Annotated in this window: 17 protein-coding genes and 1 pseudogene; 13 read left to right on the top strand and 5 right to left on the bottom strand. The window is 61.4% G+C overall.

The features are described from left to right. Positions 1 to 24 precede the first annotated feature (24 nt). The 3 genes from M0746_RS01800 to M0746_RS01790 form a co-directional block, all read right to left on the bottom strand. Entirely contained in the window at positions 25 to 312 is a 288-nt protein-coding gene (locus tag M0746_RS01800; protein ID WP_258448039.1) for a PA4642 family protein, read from the bottom strand. 63 nt (positions 313 to 375) lie between these two features. After that, complete coding sequence (locus tag M0746_RS01795; protein WP_258448038.1) at positions 376 to 855, bottom strand: hypothetical protein; 480 nt, start codon at positions 853 to 855, stop codon at positions 376 to 378. 182 nt (positions 856 to 1,037) lie between these two features. Next, a complete protein-coding gene (locus M0746_RS01790; protein ID WP_090286198.1) occupies positions 1,038 to 1,595 on the bottom strand; it encodes a hypoxanthine-guanine phosphoribosyltransferase in 558 nt (185 codons plus the stop codon). A gap of 165 nt (positions 1,596 to 1,760) precedes the next feature. Here M0746_RS01790 and upp point away from each other — a divergent pair, with 165 nt between their 5' ends. After that, on the top strand, positions 1,761 to 2,399 hold the full coding sequence (gene upp, locus M0746_RS01785) for a uracil phosphoribosyltransferase (RefSeq protein ID WP_024014279.1): 639 nt from the start codon (positions 1,761 to 1,763) through the stop codon (positions 2,397 to 2,399). 2 nt (positions 2,400 to 2,401) lie between these two features. Further along, positions 2,402 to 3,676 carry a uracil-xanthine permease family protein gene (locus M0746_RS01780; protein WP_258448037.1) on the top strand — a complete coding sequence of 425 codons (1,275 nt, stop codon included), beginning with the start codon at positions 2,402 to 2,404 and terminating at the stop codon, positions 3,674 to 3,676. A gap of 159 nt (positions 3,677 to 3,835) precedes the next feature. Here the strand turns inward: M0746_RS01780 and hemH are convergent. Beyond that, a pseudogene (gene hemH / locus M0746_RS01775) lies at positions 3,836 to 4,860 on the bottom strand (ferrochelatase). Between the two features lie 13 nt (positions 4,861 to 4,873). Next, positions 4,874 to 5,776, bottom strand: a complete 903-nt coding sequence (locus M0746_RS01770) for a TIGR01777 family oxidoreductase (RefSeq protein ID WP_258448036.1) — start codon at positions 5,774 to 5,776, stop codon at positions 4,874 to 4,876. A gap of 197 nt (positions 5,777 to 5,973) precedes the next feature. On the opposite strand from M0746_RS01770, the gene M0746_RS01765 reads away from it, so the two are divergent. The 11 genes from M0746_RS01765 to M0746_RS01715 all read left to right on the top strand — a co-directional run bounded on the left by M0746_RS01765 (position 5,974) and on the right by M0746_RS01715 (position 16,282). Beyond that, on the top strand, positions 5,974 to 6,960 hold the full coding sequence (locus M0746_RS01765) for an NAD(P)/FAD-dependent oxidoreductase (RefSeq protein ID WP_090286208.1): 987 nt from the start codon (positions 5,974 to 5,976) through the stop codon (positions 6,958 to 6,960). Next, positions 6,957 to 7,172 (top strand): TIGR02450 family Trp-rich protein, encoded by a 216-nt coding sequence (locus M0746_RS01760; protein ID WP_208939796.1) that lies wholly within the window; start codon positions 6,957 to 6,959, stop codon positions 7,170 to 7,172. Before M0746_RS01765 ends, M0746_RS01760 begins: the two co-directional genes overlap by 4 nt. 753 nt (positions 7,173 to 7,925) lie before the next feature. After that, positions 7,926 to 8,888, top strand: coding sequence for a YbgA family protein (locus tag M0746_RS01755; RefSeq protein ID WP_258448035.1), 963 nt, complete (start codon positions 7,926 to 7,928; stop codon positions 8,886 to 8,888). Beyond that, positions 8,888 to 9,829: a MerR family transcriptional regulator gene (locus tag M0746_RS01750; protein ID WP_258448034.1), complete on the top strand. Its 942-nt coding sequence runs from the start codon at positions 8,888 to 8,890 to the stop codon at positions 9,827 to 9,829. Before M0746_RS01755 ends, M0746_RS01750 begins: the two co-directional genes overlap by 1 nt. A 21-nt stretch (positions 9,830 to 9,850) precedes the next feature. Beyond that, on the top strand, positions 9,851 to 11,296 hold the full coding sequence (phrB, locus tag M0746_RS01745; RefSeq protein WP_258451420.1) for a deoxyribodipyrimidine photo-lyase: 1,446 nt from the start codon (positions 9,851 to 9,853) through the stop codon (positions 11,294 to 11,296). Continuing rightward, on the top strand, positions 11,289 to 11,711 hold the full coding sequence (locus tag M0746_RS01740) for a nuclear transport factor 2 family protein (RefSeq protein ID WP_258448033.1): 423 nt from the start codon (positions 11,289 to 11,291) through the stop codon (positions 11,709 to 11,711). The genes phrB and M0746_RS01740 overlap by 8 nt, the downstream gene beginning before the upstream one ends. Beyond that, the gene (locus M0746_RS01735; RefSeq protein WP_208939792.1) at positions 11,708 to 12,490 is read left to right on the top strand and encodes an SDR family NAD(P)-dependent oxidoreductase; all 783 of its coding nucleotides are present in this window, start codon (positions 11,708 to 11,710) and stop codon (positions 12,488 to 12,490) included. Before M0746_RS01740 ends, M0746_RS01735 begins: the two co-directional genes overlap by 4 nt. Then, on the top strand, positions 12,487 to 13,734 hold the full coding sequence (locus M0746_RS01730) for an NAD(P)/FAD-dependent oxidoreductase (protein ID WP_258448032.1): 1,248 nt from the start codon (positions 12,487 to 12,489) through the stop codon (positions 13,732 to 13,734). Before M0746_RS01735 ends, M0746_RS01730 begins: the two co-directional genes overlap by 4 nt. Then, positions 13,731 to 14,546: a DUF1365 domain-containing protein gene (locus tag M0746_RS01725; protein ID WP_258448031.1), complete on the top strand. Its 816-nt coding sequence runs from the start codon at positions 13,731 to 13,733 to the stop codon at positions 14,544 to 14,546. The genes M0746_RS01730 and M0746_RS01725 overlap by 4 nt, the downstream gene beginning before the upstream one ends. After that, positions 14,533 to 15,798: an SAM-dependent methyltransferase gene (locus tag M0746_RS01720; protein WP_258448030.1), complete on the top strand. Its 1,266-nt coding sequence runs from the start codon at positions 14,533 to 14,535 to the stop codon at positions 15,796 to 15,798. The genes M0746_RS01725 and M0746_RS01720 overlap by 14 nt, the downstream gene beginning before the upstream one ends. Next, positions 15,791 to 16,282 (top strand): DUF2878 domain-containing protein, encoded by a 492-nt coding sequence (locus M0746_RS01715; RefSeq protein WP_258448029.1) that lies wholly within the window; start codon positions 15,791 to 15,793, stop codon positions 16,280 to 16,282. Before M0746_RS01720 ends, M0746_RS01715 begins: the two co-directional genes overlap by 8 nt. Positions 16,283 to 16,295: the final 13 nt, after the last annotated feature.

The raw sequence follows: 16,295 nt of genomic DNA, 5'->3' as shown, positions 1-16,295 counted from the left end.
GCCTTGGCAAATGTATCGAACGCCTCAGCCGCGAACCTTGTCGATCAGCTCGATGTACTCCGGGGCATTGCGCTGATCGGCGATCAGCTCGACGAAGGTCTTGCCCTGCGCGTCCTTGCCATCAACGTCATAACCGGCCGCGACGAAGAAGCCCAGAAAGCGCTCGAAGTCATCGATGCGCAGGCCGCGATACGCCTTGATCAGTTTGTGCAGCGACGGCGAAGTGGCGTCGACCGGCTCAAAATCGAGGAACAGCTTGATCTGCTCATCGCCGATCTCGTCACCAATCACTTGTTTCTTATCTTTACGCATTGCCGACTCCAGCTCGCAGACATGACACGGGGCGGGCAGTTTACCCCTGCCCGGCCGCCCTGCTCAACGCGCTCGCACCGCACCGGTGTGCAAATCGGCCCAGATATGGCCATTGGCGTAACTGAGGAATTGCACATACACGGTGTCGTTGCGCAGCAAATCTATGATCACCCGGTATTGAGCCAACGGGTAAAACAGGTTCAGGGTTTTGCTTTTCTCGTCGTAGGCCGGTTTTTTCAGGCTTTTGCTTTCGCCGTCAAAACTCACCAGCACCTGGCTGATGGTTGCGCCCTTGTTCAGCGACTTGCCTTTGAGGCGGATCAACAACGACGAGGTCACCGGAATCGGCTGCTGGTTGGATTGGCGTTGCGCACCGACCACCACCGAGTACTCGCTGACTTGCAGCAGTTGTTGCTGCTCCGGCTCGGCATCGCGCACGGTCAGATCGTCGGGCGGCAGGAATTGACTGTGCATCGGCGCGGCGGATAACGGCAGGCTGAGGGACAGCAACAGCGCGGTGAGGCTGCGGATCAAGAGGCGCATGGCAGGCTCCGGGGGCGGGGCCGAGCACTCTAGCATGGGTGTACGAAATAGAATCAGCATACAAAAATCCCTGTGGGAGCGTGGCTTGCCCGCGATAGCGTCAGCACATCCAACATCAATGTGTCAGACATTCCGCCATCGCGGGCAAGCCCGCTCCCACAGGGATTGGGGGTAAGTTGGGATTACATGCCCTTGACGGCGTAGATCCCGTTGGCGTTGCGCCAGTAACCCTTGTAGTCCATGCCGTAACCGAAGATGTAGCGGTCGATGCATGGCAGGCCGACGAAATCGGCTTTCAAATCAGGACGCGCCTTGCGGTCGTGGTCCTTGTCGATCAGTACGGCGGTGTGCACTTTGCGGGCGCCGGCGTGTTTGCAGAAATCGATGATCGCGCCCAGGGTGTGACCTTCGTCGAGGATGTCGTCGATGATCAGCACGTCGCGGTCGATGAACGAGACTTCCGGCTTGGCTTTCCAGAACAGGTCGCCGCCGCTGGTTTCGTTGCGGTAACGGGTGGCGTGCAGGTAGGACGCTTCCAGCGGGAACTGCAGATGCGTCAGCAGTTTGCCGGAGAAGATCAGGCCGCCGTTCATCACACAGAACACCACCGGGTTGGTGTCCGCCAGTTGTTCGTTGATTTGTGCACCGACACGGGCGATGGCCGCCTCGACTTCAGCTTCGGTGTACAGGCAGTCAGCCTCTCGCATGACTTGACGGATATGCTCGAGATCAGCGGACATGGCGCTCTCCAGGGGGGGCTTCGGATTCGGAAAAGCGGGCAAAGGTACGCATCCGCAACGGCTGAATCAAGCCTTCATGGACTAACGTACTGTATGTCCTATAGGACATCACCCTCGGATAGATTAATCTAGGCCGGTTTTTTTGCCCGCCGCCGGAGTTTTTCCATGCCCATTCTCGAGATCCGCCATCCGCTGATCCGCCATAAACTCGGCCTGATGCGCCGCGCTGACATCAGCACCAAGAATTTCCGTGAGCTCGCTCAGGAAGTCGGCGCCCTGTTGACCTATGAAGCGACCAAAGACTTGCCGCTCGAATCCTACGACATCGCCGGCTGGTGCGGCACCGTGTCGGTGGAAAAGATCGCCGGCAAGAAAATCACCGTCGTGCCGATCCTGCGCGCCGGCATCGGCATGCTCGAAGGCGTGCTCAGCCTGATTCCGGGGGCCAAGGTTTCCGCGGTGGGTGTTGCGCGCAACGAAGAAACCCTGCAAGCGCACACCTATCTGGAAAAACTGGTGCCGGAAATCGACGAACGCCTGGCGATGATCATCGACCCGATGCTCGCCACCGGCAGCTCCATGGTTGCGACCATCGACCTGCTGAAGAAGGCCGGTTGCCGCGACATCCGCGCCATGGTGCTGGTCGCAGCGCCGGAAGGCATTGCTGCGGTTGAGCAGGCGCACCCGGACGTGACCATCTACACCGCGTCCATCGATGAACGTTTGAACGAGCACGGCTACATCATTCCTGGGCTTGGCGATGCCGGTGACAAGATTTTCGGCACCAAGCAGAAGGACGCGTAAGCATGCAGCAAGAGTTCAACGATCCGCTCTGGCGCACGGTGCTGTCCGGCGCGCAGATGCTGTTCGTGGCTTTCGGCGCTTTGGTGCTGATGCCGCTGATCACGGGCCTGGACCCGAACGTGGCACTGTTTACTGCGGGTCTGGGGACGATCCTGTTCCATATCGTCACCGGGCGTCAGGTGCCGGTGTTTCTGGCGTCGAGCTTCGCCTTCATCACCCCGATCATTCTCGCCAAGGGTCAGTTCGGCCTCGCCGCGACCATGGGCGGGGTGATGGCGGCCGGTTTCGTCTACACCTTCCTAGGCCTTGCCGTGAAGATCAAAGGCACCGGGTTCATTGACCGTTTGCTGCCACCGGTGGTGATCGGTCCAGTGATCATCTCGATCGGCCTGGCCATGGCGCCGATTGCCGCGAACATGGCGATGGGCAAGGCTGGCGACGGCTCTGAGCTGATTCCCTACCAGACCGCCATGCTGATTTCGATGCCGGCGCTGCTGACCACGTTGATCGTGGCGGTGTTCGGCAAAGGCATCTTCCGTCTGGTGCCGATCATTTCCGGCGTACTCGTCGGTTTTGCCATGGCGTTCTATTTCGGCGTGGTCGACACCGCGAAGATTGCCGCAGCGCCATGGTTTGCGATTCCGCACTTCACCGCGCCGGAGTTCAACTGGCAGGCGATTCTGTTTATCGTTCCGGTGGCATTGGCCCCGGCCATTGAGCACATCGGTGGCGTGATTGCCGTCGGCAGCGTGACCGGTCGCGACTATCTGAAAAAGCCTGGCCTGCATCGCACCTTGCTGGGTGACGGCATTGCCACCACTGCAGCCGGTCTGTTCGGTGGTCCGCCCAACACTACTTACGCCGAAGTGACTGGCGCAGTAATGCTGACCAAGAACTACAACCCGAAAATCATGACCTGGGCGGCGATCTTCGCCATCAGCCTGGCGTTCATCGGCAAATTCGGCGCGCTGCTGCAAAGCATTCCGGTGCCGGTGATGGGCGGGATTCTGTGCCTGTTGTTCGGCTCGATCGCGGCGGTGGGGATGAACACTCTGATCCGCCACAAGATCGACCTGGGCGAAGCGCGCAATCTGGTGATCGTCTCGGTGACGCTGGTATTCGGTATTGGCGGTGTGCTGGTCGGCACCGGCACCGGTCCTGACGACTTCGGCCTCAAAGGCATCGCGCTGTGCGCGGTGGTGGCGATTGCGCTGAACCTGATCCTGCCGGGCAATGATGGCTGGAAGCAGAAGAAGGCGGATGAACCGCTGATCTAGCCTGTGTGATGATCGTTCCCACGCTCTGTGTGGGAATGCAGCCCGTGACGCTCCGCGTCACTGGACGCGGAGCGTCCCTAGAGGCATTCCCACGCGGAGCGTGGGAACGATCACTTGGTCAGCCGCGCTCGATCTCAGAGGGTCAGCCGGGCTCGACCATCAGAGGGCCAGCGGCGCTCGTTCGCAGAGGGTCGCCAAGGCCTTGGCCCATTGCGGGTCGTCATTCAGGCAGGGCACCAGCACCAGCTCCTCGCCCCCGCTTCGCGGAACTGCTCCTTGCCGCGATCGCCGATTTCTTCCAGCGTCTCGATGCAGTCGGCAACGAACGCCGGGCACATCACCAGAATCTTTTTCACCCCGCTTTTCGCCAGTTCATCCAGCCGCGCTTCGGTGTACGGCTCGATCCACTTTGCCCGCCCCAGTCGCGACTGGAATGACACCGACCACTTGCCATCCGCCAGCCCCATGCTTTTGGCGAACTCGGCGGCGGTACGGAAGCACTGCGCGCGGTAACAGGTCGCCAGCACCGCCGGTGAGGCGGTCTGGCAGCAATCGGCGCCTTTCAAGCAATGACTGCCGCTCGGATCGAGCTTGGTCAGATGCCGCTCCGGCAAGCCGTGGAAGCTCAGCAGCAAATGATCGAAATCCTGTTGCAAATGCGGGCGAGCGCTGGCCACCAGCGCATCGATGTATTCCGGCTGGTCGTAAAACGGTTGCAGGATCGACAGCTGCACATCCAGCTTGTGTTCGCGCATTACGCGTCGGGCTTCTTCGATCACCGTGGTGGTGGTGCTGTCGGCGAATTGCGGATACAGCGGCGCCAGGGTGATCTTCTTGTGCCCGGCCTTCACCAGGCGCAGCAGGCAGGTTTCGATCGACGGCTCGCCATAACGCATCGCCAGATCGACCGGGCCGTGTTTCCAGGTCTGGGTCATCTGCTGTTGCAAACGCTGGCTGAGCACCACCAGCGGCGAACCCTCCTCCCACCAGATCGAGGCATAGGCATGCGCCGATTGCTCCGGGCGCTTGATCAGGATCAGCGACACCAGCAAACGCCGCACCGGCCATGGCAGGTCGATGACGTACGGGTCCATCAGAAATTGATTGAGGTAGCGGCGCACATCGGCCACCGAGGTCGAGGCCGGGGAACCCAGGTTGACCAGAAGCAAGGCGTGATCGGTCATGCAACGTCCTATTTCAGAGGCGGCTGGAGAGATCGTCCAGAGCCGCGCGTAAATCCGTGAACCGGAAAGTGAAGCCCGCTTCCAGCAAGCGTACCGGCATGGCCTTTTGGCCGCCGAGCAACAACAACGACATCTCGCCGAGGCCGACTTTCAGCGCCAGCGTCGGCATCGGCATGAACGCCGGGCGGTGCAGCACCTTGCCCAGCGTCTGCGCGAATTCGCGATTGCGCACCGGTTTCGGCGTGCAGGCATTATAAGGACCACTGGCCAGCTCGCGGTGCAGAAGAAAATCAATCAGGGCGATTTGGTCGTTGATATGAATCCACGGCATCCACTGCCGCCCCGTGCCCAACGGCCCGCCCAGACACAGCTTGAACGGCAACAGCAGGCGCGACAAAAAGCCGCCCTCGGCCGACAGCACCAGACCGGTTCGCACCAGCACCACGCGCAGACCCAGATTCTCCGCACGCAGGGCCGTCTCTTCCCAGGCGATGCACAACTGACTGGCGAAATCATCGATCACCGGCGGCGACTCTTCGGTCAACTCGCGCTCCCCGCCGTCGCCGTACCAGCCGATCGCCGAGCCTGAAATCAACACTGCCGGTTTTTGCGTACGCGTTTCGAGCCAGGTCAACAGGGTCTCGGTGAGCTTGATCCGGCTGCTCCACAGCAACGCCTTGCGCCGATGCGTCCAGGGCCGATCGGCAATCGGCGCGCCGGCCAGATTGACGATCGCGTCGAGCGGCTCCTCGCCCAGGTCTTCCAGACGGGCGATGCCACGCACCGATGCGCCGCAGATCTTCGCAACTTTATCGGGACTGCGACTCCACACTGTCAGACGATGGCCCTGCTCCAGCCAATGTCGGCAGAGCTGACGTCCGATCAAACCAGTACCGCCGGTCAGCAATATGTGCATGACATCTTCCTCGCGTGGCGTTTAACCCGGATCACTAGTCTATTTTTATAAGCAGGGATCTTTTCCATCGGGCGGGCTCTATTGTTTAACCATAGGCCAAGCTTACGAAACGAGAATGGCAGAAGTTATACCAAAAAACATAATTGTACAGGTTTCAACGACGGCGTAGTCTGTACAGAAAGGTAAACGAGGCCCCTATGACTGTACCTATCGCAATCATCGGCACCGGCATCGCCGGACTCTCCGCCGCCCAGGCTCTGACAGAGGCCGGGCACACCGTGCAACTCTTCGACAAAAGCCGCGGCAGCGGCGGACGCATGTCGAGCAAACGCAGCGACGCCGGTTCGCTGGATCTCGGCGCGCAATACTTCACCGCCCGCGACCGCCGCTTCGTCACCGAAGTGCAGCGCTGGCAAAGTCAGGGCTGGGTCGCCGAATGGGCGCCGCAGCTCTACTCGTATCAGGGCGGGCAATTGAACATGTCCCCGGACGAGCAGACCCGCTGGGTCGGCGCACCCCGCATGAGCGCCATCACCCGTGGCCTGCTCGACGGCCTGAACGTGCAGTTCGCCTGCCGTATCACCGAAGTGTTCCGTGGCGAACAACACTGGCATTTGCAGGACGCCGAGGGTTTCACCCACGGCCCGTTCAGCCACGTCGTGATCGCTACACCGGCGCCACAAGCCACCGCCCTGCTCGCCGCCGCACCGAAACTCGCCGCGGCCGCCGCCGGGGTCAAAATGGACCCGACCTGGGCCGTCGCCCTGGCCTTCGAAACCCCACTGGACACCCCGATCGAAGGCTGCTTCGTGCAAGACAGCCCCCTCGACTGGCTGGCCCGCAACCGCAGCAAACCCGGACGCGACACCACCCTCGACACCTGGGTGTTGCACGCCACCAGCGCCTGGAGCCGGCAACACATCGACCTGTCCAAGGAAGCGGTGATCGAACACCTGCACGGCGCCTTTGCGGAACTGCTGCACAGCGCCATGCCCGCGCCCACCTTCAGCCTCGCCCACCGCTGGCTCTACGCCCGCCCGGCCACCGGCCACGAATGGGGCACCCTCGCCGACGCCGACCTCGGCCTCTATGCCTGCGGCGACTGGTGTCTCTCCGGCCGCGTCGAAGGCGCCTGGCTCAGCGGCCAGGAAGCCGCACGCCGCCTGCACGAACACCTGCAATGAACCGCCTCAATCCCAGCAAACTGCTGCTGTCGAAATGGACAGCAGCCCAGCCACAACACCGCGAAAAACACTTCCTCGTCACCGAACTGTTCCGCGACGAAGAAGGCACCGTACTGGAAATCGAACTGCAGGCCGTGCTGACCAAACGCAGTGAGCGGATGGAATGGCAAGTGCTGAAGAATGCCGAGCAGTGGATTCTGGGCTGGAAATAAACTGGCGAGAGCCAGCCTGCTGGCGATCGACGATAACCCGCTCGTCCTGCAAATCATTTGGCAGCCAAGGCACAGCTAAAAGCCAACCCTCACCTAGCCCTCTCCCGGAGGGAGAGGGAACTGACCGTGGTGGATGTGGGCGGTACGCCGACGTGCAATACCGAGTCGAATGCAAAACTTCGAAGCCAACCAAAATCGGCTCCCTCTCCCTCGGGAGAGGGCTGGGGTGAGGGGCGAATCCACTGAAGATCCCAAGCCAAGCGCCCGCTTCTAACCACTCAACAATGAGCGTTAGCTCGCGTGCTTTTGATCTTGCGTCACCGGCGACGTCGGAAGGCTGAGTGGAGGGATTGATCCGGGCGTGGGAGCGCAGCGACCGTACGACGAAGTCGTACACAGCGGAAGGAGGTGCAGCGAAGCAAACCGTAGCCGCTGCGCCCGGATCGATCCCGGAGCGAAGGGACCCGAGCCTGCGAGGGCCGAACGCAGGAGCAAGCGTTTTGGGTTACCTTTTTGGCGTTTGAAAAAGGTGACCCGCCGTAAGGGCGGAACCTTAAGTGGCCGTTACCGCAGCAACGGATATGTACCCAAAGAGACGCCATCGCGCGCAAGCTCACTCCCACAGAAAAACCACAACCACCATCCAACCCATAAATCTTGTACAAACTATTTGACTTGTACACCAACCCATCTATGCTGACAAAAAGTTGTACAGACAAAACCCCCTGTACAGGTATAGATCGCGAGGTGCCCATGTCCGCTACCCCCACGTCCAAGCCAAAAATCGCCATCAGCGCCTGCCTGCTCGGCGCCGAGGTGCGCTACAACGGCGGACACAAGGAATCGCGCCTGTGCAGCCGCACCCTCACCGAATACTTCGACTTCACCCCGCTGTGCCCAGAAGTCGCGATCGGCATGGGCATCCCCCGCGAACCGATCCGCCTGGTCGGCGACCCCGAACAGCCACAAGCCGTCGGCACCGTAAACCCGACGATCAACGTCACCGCACCACTGGCTGAATACGGCAAGCAGATGGCCGCCGAACTCAACGACATCTGCGGCTACATCTTCATGCAGCAATCACCGTCCTGCGGCCTGGAGCGGGTCAAGGTCTACCACGCCAACGGCGCCCCGGTGAACGGCGGCGGTCGCGGCATCTACGCCCAGGCCTTCTGCGCCGAACACCCCGACCTGCCCGTGGAAGAAGCCGGACGCCTGAACGACCCGGTCCTGCGCGAAAACTTCATTACCCGCGTACTCGCTTACAGCGCCTGGCAGCAAGTGCTTGCACAAGGCCTGAGCCGCCGCGCCCTGACCGAATTCCACTCGCGCTACAAATACCTGCTGATGGCGCACAACCCGCTGCAATATAAAGCCCTCGGCAAACTGCTGGGCAACATGGCCGACAGCGATCCGGCCGAACTCGGCCCGCGCTACTTCAGCGAGCTGATGGCCGCCCTGAAGAAATGCGCGACCCGTGGCACCCACTGCAACGTCCTGCTGCACATCAGCGGTTATTTGAAACAATCGCTGAGCGCCGAAGACAAAAAAGAAATGCAGCACGTCATTGGCCAGTACCGCCAGGGCATTGTGCCGCTGGTGGTGCCGCTGACTTTGCTCAAGCATCACTTTCGCCTCCATCCGGATCCGTACATTGCGCAGCAGGTTTACCTGCAACCGCACCCGGAAAACCTCAGTCTGCGAAACGCTATCTAATGAACGATAAAACCGACAGCAGCGCCCAGGAAGATCTCGGCGCCGACTTTAAAAAAGCCCTCGACGAGGGATGGTTGCCGATTCGCGAAGTGGCGCGACAGACCGGCGTCAACGCGATCACCCTGCGCGCCTGGGAGCGCCGCTACGGGCTGGTCGTGCCGCAACGTACGCCCAAGGGCCATCGCCTGTATTCGGCCGAACATGTGCAGCGCATTCTGGCGATTCTCACTTGGCTCAACCGCGGCGTCGCGGTCAGCCAGGTCAAGCCGTTGCTCGACACGCCGCAGGCGTTCAGTGAAACGGTAGAGAACGACTGGCAGCAATTGCACCAGACGCTGATGACCGCCGTCACCCAACTCAACGAGCGCTTGCTCGATGACAGCGTGAATCAGGCGATGGCCTTGTACCCGCCGCGCACCCTGTGCGAGCAACTGCTGATGCCGCTGCTGACGGAGCTGGAACAACGCTGGCAGGGCCAGTTCGGCGCGCAGATGGAACGGGTGTTCTTCTATTCCTGGCTGCGCAGCAAATTCGGCACGCGCATCTACCATAACAACCGCCAGTTCCACGGCGCGCCACTGCTGTTGATCAACCATTCCGATCTGCCACTGGAACCGCATCTGTGGCTGTGTGCCTGGCTGATCAGCAGTGCCGATTGCCCGGTGCAAGTGTTCGACTGGCCGCTACCCGCCGCCGAATTGGCTCTGGCGGTGGAACATCTACAGGCCCGTGGCGTACTGCTGTATTCCAGCAAAGCCATGAACCTGGGCCAGTTGCCGAAGCTGCTCAATGGCATCGACTGCCTGAAAATCATCGTCGGACCAACGGTATGCATCCACCACGCCGAGTTGTCCGTAAAAACCTCCGAGATGGCTGATGTGCTCCTGGCAGAAGACGTGCTTCTGGCCCACCAGGCACTGGTTCAGCGTGGATTGATTTAAATGGACGCGGTGAGTTCCGACATGCAATTGATCTGGCTGCGCTGCGACTTGCGCCTACATGACAACACCGCTCTGGCCGCCGCCGCTGCGCGCGGGCCGACGGTGGCCGTGTACCTGCTGAGTCCGCAGCAATGGCTGGAACATGACGACGCGCCGTGCAAGGTCGACTTCTGGTTGCGCAACCTTGGCGTCCTGAGCCAAAGCCTCGCCGCGCTGAACATTCCCTTGCTGATTCGCACCGCGACGCACTGGGATCAGGCGCCCGCTCAGTTGCTGAAGCTGTGCAAGGAGCTAGGGATTCAAGCAGTCCACGTCAACGAGGAATACGGCGTCCATGAAAGTCGCCGCGATGCCGCCGTCAGCGAAACGCTGAAAGCCGCAGGCATCGAATTCCACAGCTACCTAGATCAGTTGCTGTTCAAGCCCGGCACCGTGCTGACCAAGACCGACACCTACTTCCAGGTGTTCAGCCAGTTTCGCAAAGTCTGCTACGAACGCCTGCACGGCTCGTTGCCAGCGCTGATCAAGGCCCCCGGCAAACAAGCCGCGCAGCCCATCGACAGCGATGCGGTGCCGGCATCGATCAAGGGTTTCGCCACGCCGAGCGAAACCTTGCAGGCGCTGTGGCCGGCCGGTGAAGACGAAGCCCGCCGCCGTCTCGACAGCTTCACCGACGCGCAAATCGACTATTACCAGAGCGAGCGCGACTTCCCGGCCAAACCCGGCACCAGCCAGCTGTCTGCCTATCTGGCCGCCGGGGTGATCTCGCCGCGTCAGTGCCTGCATGCCGCGCTGCACAGCAATCAGGGCGAATTCGAAAGTGGCAAGGTCGGCGCGGTCACCTGGATCAACGAACTGCTGTGGCGCGAGTTCTACAAACACATCCTGGTTGGCTATCCGCGCGTCTCGCGTCATCGCGCGTTTCGCCCGGAAACCGAAGCGCTGGCCTGGCGTGACGCGCCGGCCGAACTGGCCGCCTGGCAAGAGGCGCGCACCGGCCTGCCGATCATCGACGCGGCGATGCGCCAACTGCTTGAAACCGGCTGGATGCACAACCGCCTGCGCATGGTCGTGGCGATGTTTCTGACCAAAAACCTGCTGATTGACTGGCGCGAAGGCGAGCGCTTTTTCATGCGCCATCTGATCGACGGCGATCTGGCGGCGAACAACGGCGGCTGGCAGTGGAGCTCCTCGACCGGCACCGACTCGGCACCGTACTTCCGCATTTTCAATCCGCTGAGCCAGTCGGAAAAGTTCGACAGCGAAGGCCTGTTCATCAAGCACTGGCTGCCGGAACTGGCCGGTCTGAACAAAAAAGATGTGCACAACCCGGCCAAACTCGGTGGCTTGTTCGGCGTGGCGGATTACCCGGCGCCGATCGTCAACCTCAGCACCTCGCGCGAACGCGCCTTGGCCGCGTTCAAGAACCTGCCGTCGCGCCAGCCAGCCGGAGGCCGTGATGAGTGAATTCCTGCGCCGCTTCGCCGGGCAGTTTTCCACGTTGAACAAGGACAACCTGGAGCGCCTCGGCGAGCTGTACAGCCATGACATTCATTTCACCGACCCATTGCACGAAGTGCAGGGCCTGCAACAGTTGCGCGGTTACTTCAACGAGCTGTACGCCAACGTCAGCGAGTTGCGCTTCGATTTTCACGGTTATGACCAGATCGCGGACGGCGAAGGCTACTTGCGCTGGGTCATGAGTTATCGCCACCCGCGTCTGGCGAGCGGGCAAGTGATTCGCGTCAGCGGCTGCTCGCATTTGCTGTGGCACGACAAGGTTTATCGCCATCGGGATTATTTCGATGCCGGGGCGCTGCTGTATGAGCATTTACCCGTATTGGGCCGGGTCATCGCCTGGCTAAAAAGGAGAATGGGATGAGTCGTACACCTCCACGGCGTTATTGGCTGACCGGTGCCAGCAGTGGCATCGGCGCGGCACTGGCTGAGGAAATTCTGAAAACCGGCGCGCACCTGGCGGTCAGTTCGCGGCAGATTGCGCCGCTGAAAGTCTTGTCGCAACGCTATCCGGGACAAGTGCTGGTGGTGCCGGGCGACCTGACCAACAGCCAGACCGTGCGCGAGATCGGCGAGCAGATCGCCGAAGACTGGGGCTCGCTGGATTCGGTGATCCTCAACGCCGGCACCTGTGAATATGTCGACGCGAAACAGTTCGACTCATCGATCATCGAGCACGTGGTGCGCACCAATCTGCTCGCCAGCAGCTACTGCATCGAAGCCGCCCTGCCCCTGCTGCGCAAAGGCACCGCGCCGCATCTGGTCGGTGTTGCCAGTTCGGTGACTTACCTGCCGCTGCCACGCGCCGAAGCTTATGGCGCGTCGAAGGCCGGCCTGCGTTATCTGTTCGAATCACTGCGCATTGACTTGGCCGACGAAGGCATCGAAGTCACCGTGGTCAGCCCTGGTTTTGTCGATACGCCGCTGACCGCGAAAAACGATTTCCCCATGCCGCTGAGCTGGCCTGTGGATAAAGCCGCGCGGCACATCTTCGCCAAGCTCAAGGACCGGCCGCTGGAGATCGCTTTTCCGGCGCTGTTCATGGCTGCGCTGTGGCCACTGTCGAAGCTGCCGTCGCGTGTGCAACTGGCGATCGGCAAACGCATGGTGCGCAAATCTCCGCCATTGACGGACCCGACATGAAAATCGCCATCATCGGCAGCGGCATCGCCGGGCTGACCTGCGCCTACCTGCTCAATCGCCGCCACGACATCACGGTGTTCGAGGCCAGCGACTGGATTGGCGGCCACACGCATACCGTGCCGGTGACGGTCGACGGGCGTGACTATGCGGTGGACACCGGTTTCATCGTGTTCAACGACTGGACGTACCCGAACTTCATCCGCTTGCTCGGGCAGCTGGGCGTGGCGTTCAAACCGACCCAGATGAGTTTCTCGGTCAGCGATCCCGACACCGGTCTGGAGTACAACGGCAACAATCTCAACAGTCTTTTCGCCCAGCGCAGCAATCTGTTGTCGCCGGGGTTCTGGGGCATGTTGCGCGACATTCTGCGCTTCAACAAAGAAGCCCAGCGCGACCTGCTCGAACTGCGCATCGCCGCCGACACCACGCTGGATGAATACCTCAAGGCCGGCGGCTACGGAGAGCGCTTCATCCTGCATTACATCGTGCCGATGGGCTCGGCGATCTGGTCGATGTCGATGGCGGAAATGCTCAATTTCCCGCTGCAGTTCTTTGTGCGCTTTTTCAAAAATCATGGACTGCTGTCGGTCAGCGACCGTCCGCAATGGCAAGTCATCGAGGGCGGTTCAAGCGCCTATATCGCGCCATTGACTGCTTCGTTCAAGGAACGCATTCGCACCAACTGCCCGGTCACCCGCGTCGATCGCGACACCCACGGCGTGGTCACTCACAGCCCGGCCGGCATCGAACACTTCGACCGCGTGGTGTTTGCCTGCCACAGCGATCAGGCACTGAAACTGCTGGCGACACCGAGTGACGCCGAACGGGCGATCCTCGGCGCCCTGCCCTACGCCGACAATGAAGTGGTGCTGCACACCGACACGCGCCTGCTGCCGACACGCAAACTGGCGTGGGCGAGCTGGAACTACCGGCTCAGTGGCGCCGGCCACACCCACGCCGCCGTCACCTACGACATGAATATTCTGCAGGGCATTCAAAGCGACACGACGTTTTGCGTAAGCCTCAACCAGAGCGCCGGCATCAGCCCGGACAAGGTACTCGCCCGCTACACTTACGCGCACCCTCAGTTCAGCATGGCGGCGGTCGCAGCACAGGAGCGCTGGGGCGAACTGGACGGCGCGCAGCACACGCATTATTGCGGCGCCTACTGGGCCAACGGTTTTCACGAGGACGGCGTGGTCAGCGGTTTGCGCGTGGCCGCCGCGTTCGGGGAAACCCTATGAACAGCGCCCTGTACAGCGGCTGGATCGGCCACCGGCGTTTCTCGCCGCGCCGCCATGAATTCCGCTACCGCATCGGTCTGCTGTATCTCGACCTGAGCGAACAGGACACGGTGCTCGCCCTGTCGCCGCTGGCCGGGCGCAGTCGCTTCGCGCCGTTTTCCTTCCGTGAAACCGACTACCTCAAGGCCTTCACCGGCCAGGGCATGCGCCTGATTGATGCGGTGCGCCAGCAGGTCGGCGTGGCCATCGGGCATGAGCCGCAAGGTTCGATCTGCCTGCTGACCCAGGTGCGCAGTTGGGGCTTGTCGTTCAACCCGGTGAGTTTCTTTTATTGCCACGAGGCGGACGGGCAACTGGCGGCGATTGTCTGTGAAGTCACCAACACACCGTGGCGCGAGCGCTATCACTACGTGCTGCCGGCGCGTGCACCGGTCAGTCTGGGCGATTTTCATCAGCACTTCGCCGTGGCCAAGGCTTTTCATGTGTCGCCGTTTTTGCCACGCAACCTCGAATACCGCATGAGCTTCAGCCCCGCCGCGCACAACCTCGGCGTGCACATGGCCGACTGGCAGGGCGAGCAGAAACTGTTCGACGCCACGCTCAATCTGCAACGCGAACTTCTTGACCGGCAGAGCCTGCATCGCTACCTGCGACGCTTTCCGTGGATGACCGCAAAAACCGCCTTGGCCATTTATTGGCAGGCCCTGCGCCTGCTGCTCAAGCGCGCGCCGATTTTCTCCCACCAGACTGCCGACGGCAGCTTTCAAACCGCCACTGTGCCTCCCAAGGAGCACCGCCATGAAACCCTCTAGTCTGTCGGCCGGTTGGCTCAGCACCAACGGTTTGACCGGTTCGCTGTTGCGCCGTGGCGTCTTGCGCCAATTGAGCCTGCTTAAACACGGACAACTGCTGGTGGTCGAGGATGGCGAACGCCTGCTGTTCGGCACCCCGGGCAGCTCGCTGCTGGGGGAAATTCACGTCAACGATCCTGCGCTCTGGGGCATGGTCGCCGGCAACGGTTCGATTGGCGCTGGCGAAGCGTTTATTCACGGCTATTGGAGCTCGCCGGATCTGACCGCGGTGGTGCGCGTGTTCGTCAGCAACCTCGACGTGCTCGATGCCATGGAGGGCGGCCTGGCGCGCATCAGTCGGCCGTTGGTGCAAGGTCTGCACTGGCTCAACCGCAACACGCGCAAGGGGTCGCAGAAAAACATCGCCGCGCACTACGACCTGGGCAACGACCTGTTCGAGCAGTTTCTCGACCCAACCATGATGTACTCGGCCGGGCAATTCCTGCGCCCCGACGACAGCCTCGAACAGGCGCAACTGAACAAACTGCAACGCATCTGCCAGAAGCTCGCACTGCAACCCGGCGACCACTTGCTGGAGATCGGCACCGGCTGGGGCAGCATGGCGCTTTACGCCGCGCAGCATTACGGCTGCCGCGTGACCACCACGACCCTGTCGAAAGAGCAGTACGCATTCACCGCGCAACGCATCGAACAACTGGGCCTGCAAGACCGCGTCACGCTGCTGTTGCAGGACTATCGCGACCTCACCGGGCAGTACGACAAACTGGTGTCGATCGAGATGATCGAAGCAGTCGGCCATCGCTTCCTGCCGACCTACTTCAAGCAGTGCGCGCAGTTGCTCAAAAGCAACGGCCTGATGCTGATCCAGGCCATCACCATTCGTGAGCAGCGCTACGAACAGGCCTGCCGCAGTGTGGATTTCATTCAGCGCTACATTTTCCCCGGGGGCGCCTTGCCCAGCGTGCAGAAGATGCTCGATGTGGTCAGTCGCGACACCGACATGAACCTGCTGCACATGGAAGATTTTGGCCTGCACTACGCGCGGACCCTGCGCCTGTGGCACGAAAACTTTCGCCAGGCCCACGGTCGGTTGACTGAGCTCGGCTACGACGATTATTTCCTGCGTTTGTGGGAGTTCTATCTGTGCTACTGCGAGGGCGGATTTCTCGAGCGTGCGATTGGCACCGCGCAATTGGTGCTGGCCAAACCGGCAGCAATCACCGCGCCGCTGCTCGGGCGCTTCGATGCTTAAAACTGTCGCCAACGCCGTGCTGTTCCAGCTCGGCTGGCTGACCTGCGTGATCGGCGGCAACAGTTTGTGGTTGCTGCTGGCATTGGCGGTGTTGGTGATTCATTTGCGCTGGGTCAGCAGTTGGGCGGCCGAGGGGCGGCTGGTGCTCAGTGTGGTGATTGTCGGCACCGCGCTGGACAGCGTTTTGCGCGCCTTGGGCGTGTTCGAGTTCAGCGATCAGTCGCCGCTGATTCCGCTGTGGCTGATGTTGCTCTGGGCCTTGCTGGCGACGACGTTGCGCCATTGTCTGCAGTGGAGCGCTCGGCCGTGGTGGCTGGCCAGCGCGCTGGGGGCCGTCGGCGGTGCACTGTCGTATTACGCGGGCGGGCGTCTGGCCGGGGTGCAATTGCCTTACGGCGAATGGCCGACGCTGATCGGCATCGCTGTGCTGTGGGCGCTGGTGTTTCCGTTGCTGCATGCGATGGCCCGGCGCCTGGCGCAGTGAGCGTCTGTCAGCG

The organism is Pseudomonas sp. S11P7, assembly GCF_023195435.1.
Taxonomy (GTDB): Bacteria; Pseudomonadota; Gammaproteobacteria; order Pseudomonadales; family Pseudomonadaceae; genus Aquipseudomonas; species Aquipseudomonas fluorescens_G.
Note: the sequence above shows the minus strand (reverse complement) of the source record. Positions and strands in the feature narration are given on the sequence as shown.

Bases quoted from the DNA above. Each gene is read 5' to 3' on its own strand.
- M0746_RS01800 (WP_258448039.1), bottom strand. From the start codon at position 312: ATGCGTAAAGATAAGAAACAAGTGATTGGTGACGAGATCGGCGATGAG.
- M0746_RS01795 (WP_258448038.1), bottom strand. From the start codon at position 855: ATGCGCCTCTTGATCCGCAGCCTCACCGCGCTGTTGCTGTCCCTCAGC.
- M0746_RS01790 (WP_090286198.1), bottom strand. From the start codon at position 1,595: ATGTCCGCTGATCTCGAGCATATCCGTCAAGTCATGCGAGAGGCTGAC.
- upp (WP_024014279.1), top strand. From the start codon at position 1,761: ATGCCCATTCTCGAGATCCGCCATCCGCTGATCCGCCATAAACTCGGC.
- M0746_RS01780 (WP_258448037.1), top strand. From the start codon at position 2,402: ATGCAGCAAGAGTTCAACGATCCGCTCTGGCGCACGGTGCTGTCCGGC.
- M0746_RS01770 (WP_258448036.1), bottom strand. From the start codon at position 5,776: ATGCACATATTGCTGACCGGCGGTACTGGTTTGATCGGACGTCAGCTC.
- M0746_RS01765 (WP_090286208.1), top strand. From the start codon at position 5,974: ATGACTGTACCTATCGCAATCATCGGCACCGGCATCGCCGGACTCTCC.
- M0746_RS01760 (WP_208939796.1), top strand. From the start codon at position 6,957: ATGAACCGCCTCAATCCCAGCAAACTGCTGCTGTCGAAATGGACAGCA.
- M0746_RS01755 (WP_258448035.1), top strand. From the start codon at position 7,926: ATGTCCGCTACCCCCACGTCCAAGCCAAAAATCGCCATCAGCGCCTGC.
- M0746_RS01750 (WP_258448034.1), top strand. From the start codon at position 8,888: ATGAACGATAAAACCGACAGCAGCGCCCAGGAAGATCTCGGCGCCGAC.
- phrB (WP_258451420.1), top strand. From the start codon at position 9,851: ATGCAATTGATCTGGCTGCGCTGCGACTTGCGCCTACATGACAACACC.
- M0746_RS01740 (WP_258448033.1), top strand. From the start codon at position 11,289: ATGAGTGAATTCCTGCGCCGCTTCGCCGGGCAGTTTTCCACGTTGAAC.
- M0746_RS01735 (WP_208939792.1), top strand. From the start codon at position 11,708: ATGAGTCGTACACCTCCACGGCGTTATTGGCTGACCGGTGCCAGCAGT.
- M0746_RS01730 (WP_258448032.1), top strand. From the start codon at position 12,487: ATGAAAATCGCCATCATCGGCAGCGGCATCGCCGGGCTGACCTGCGCC.
- M0746_RS01725 (WP_258448031.1), top strand. From the start codon at position 13,731: ATGAACAGCGCCCTGTACAGCGGCTGGATCGGCCACCGGCGTTTCTCG.
- M0746_RS01720 (WP_258448030.1), top strand. From the start codon at position 14,533: ATGAAACCCTCTAGTCTGTCGGCCGGTTGGCTCAGCACCAACGGTTTG.
- M0746_RS01715 (WP_258448029.1), top strand. From the start codon at position 15,791: ATGCTTAAAACTGTCGCCAACGCCGTGCTGTTCCAGCTCGGCTGGCTG.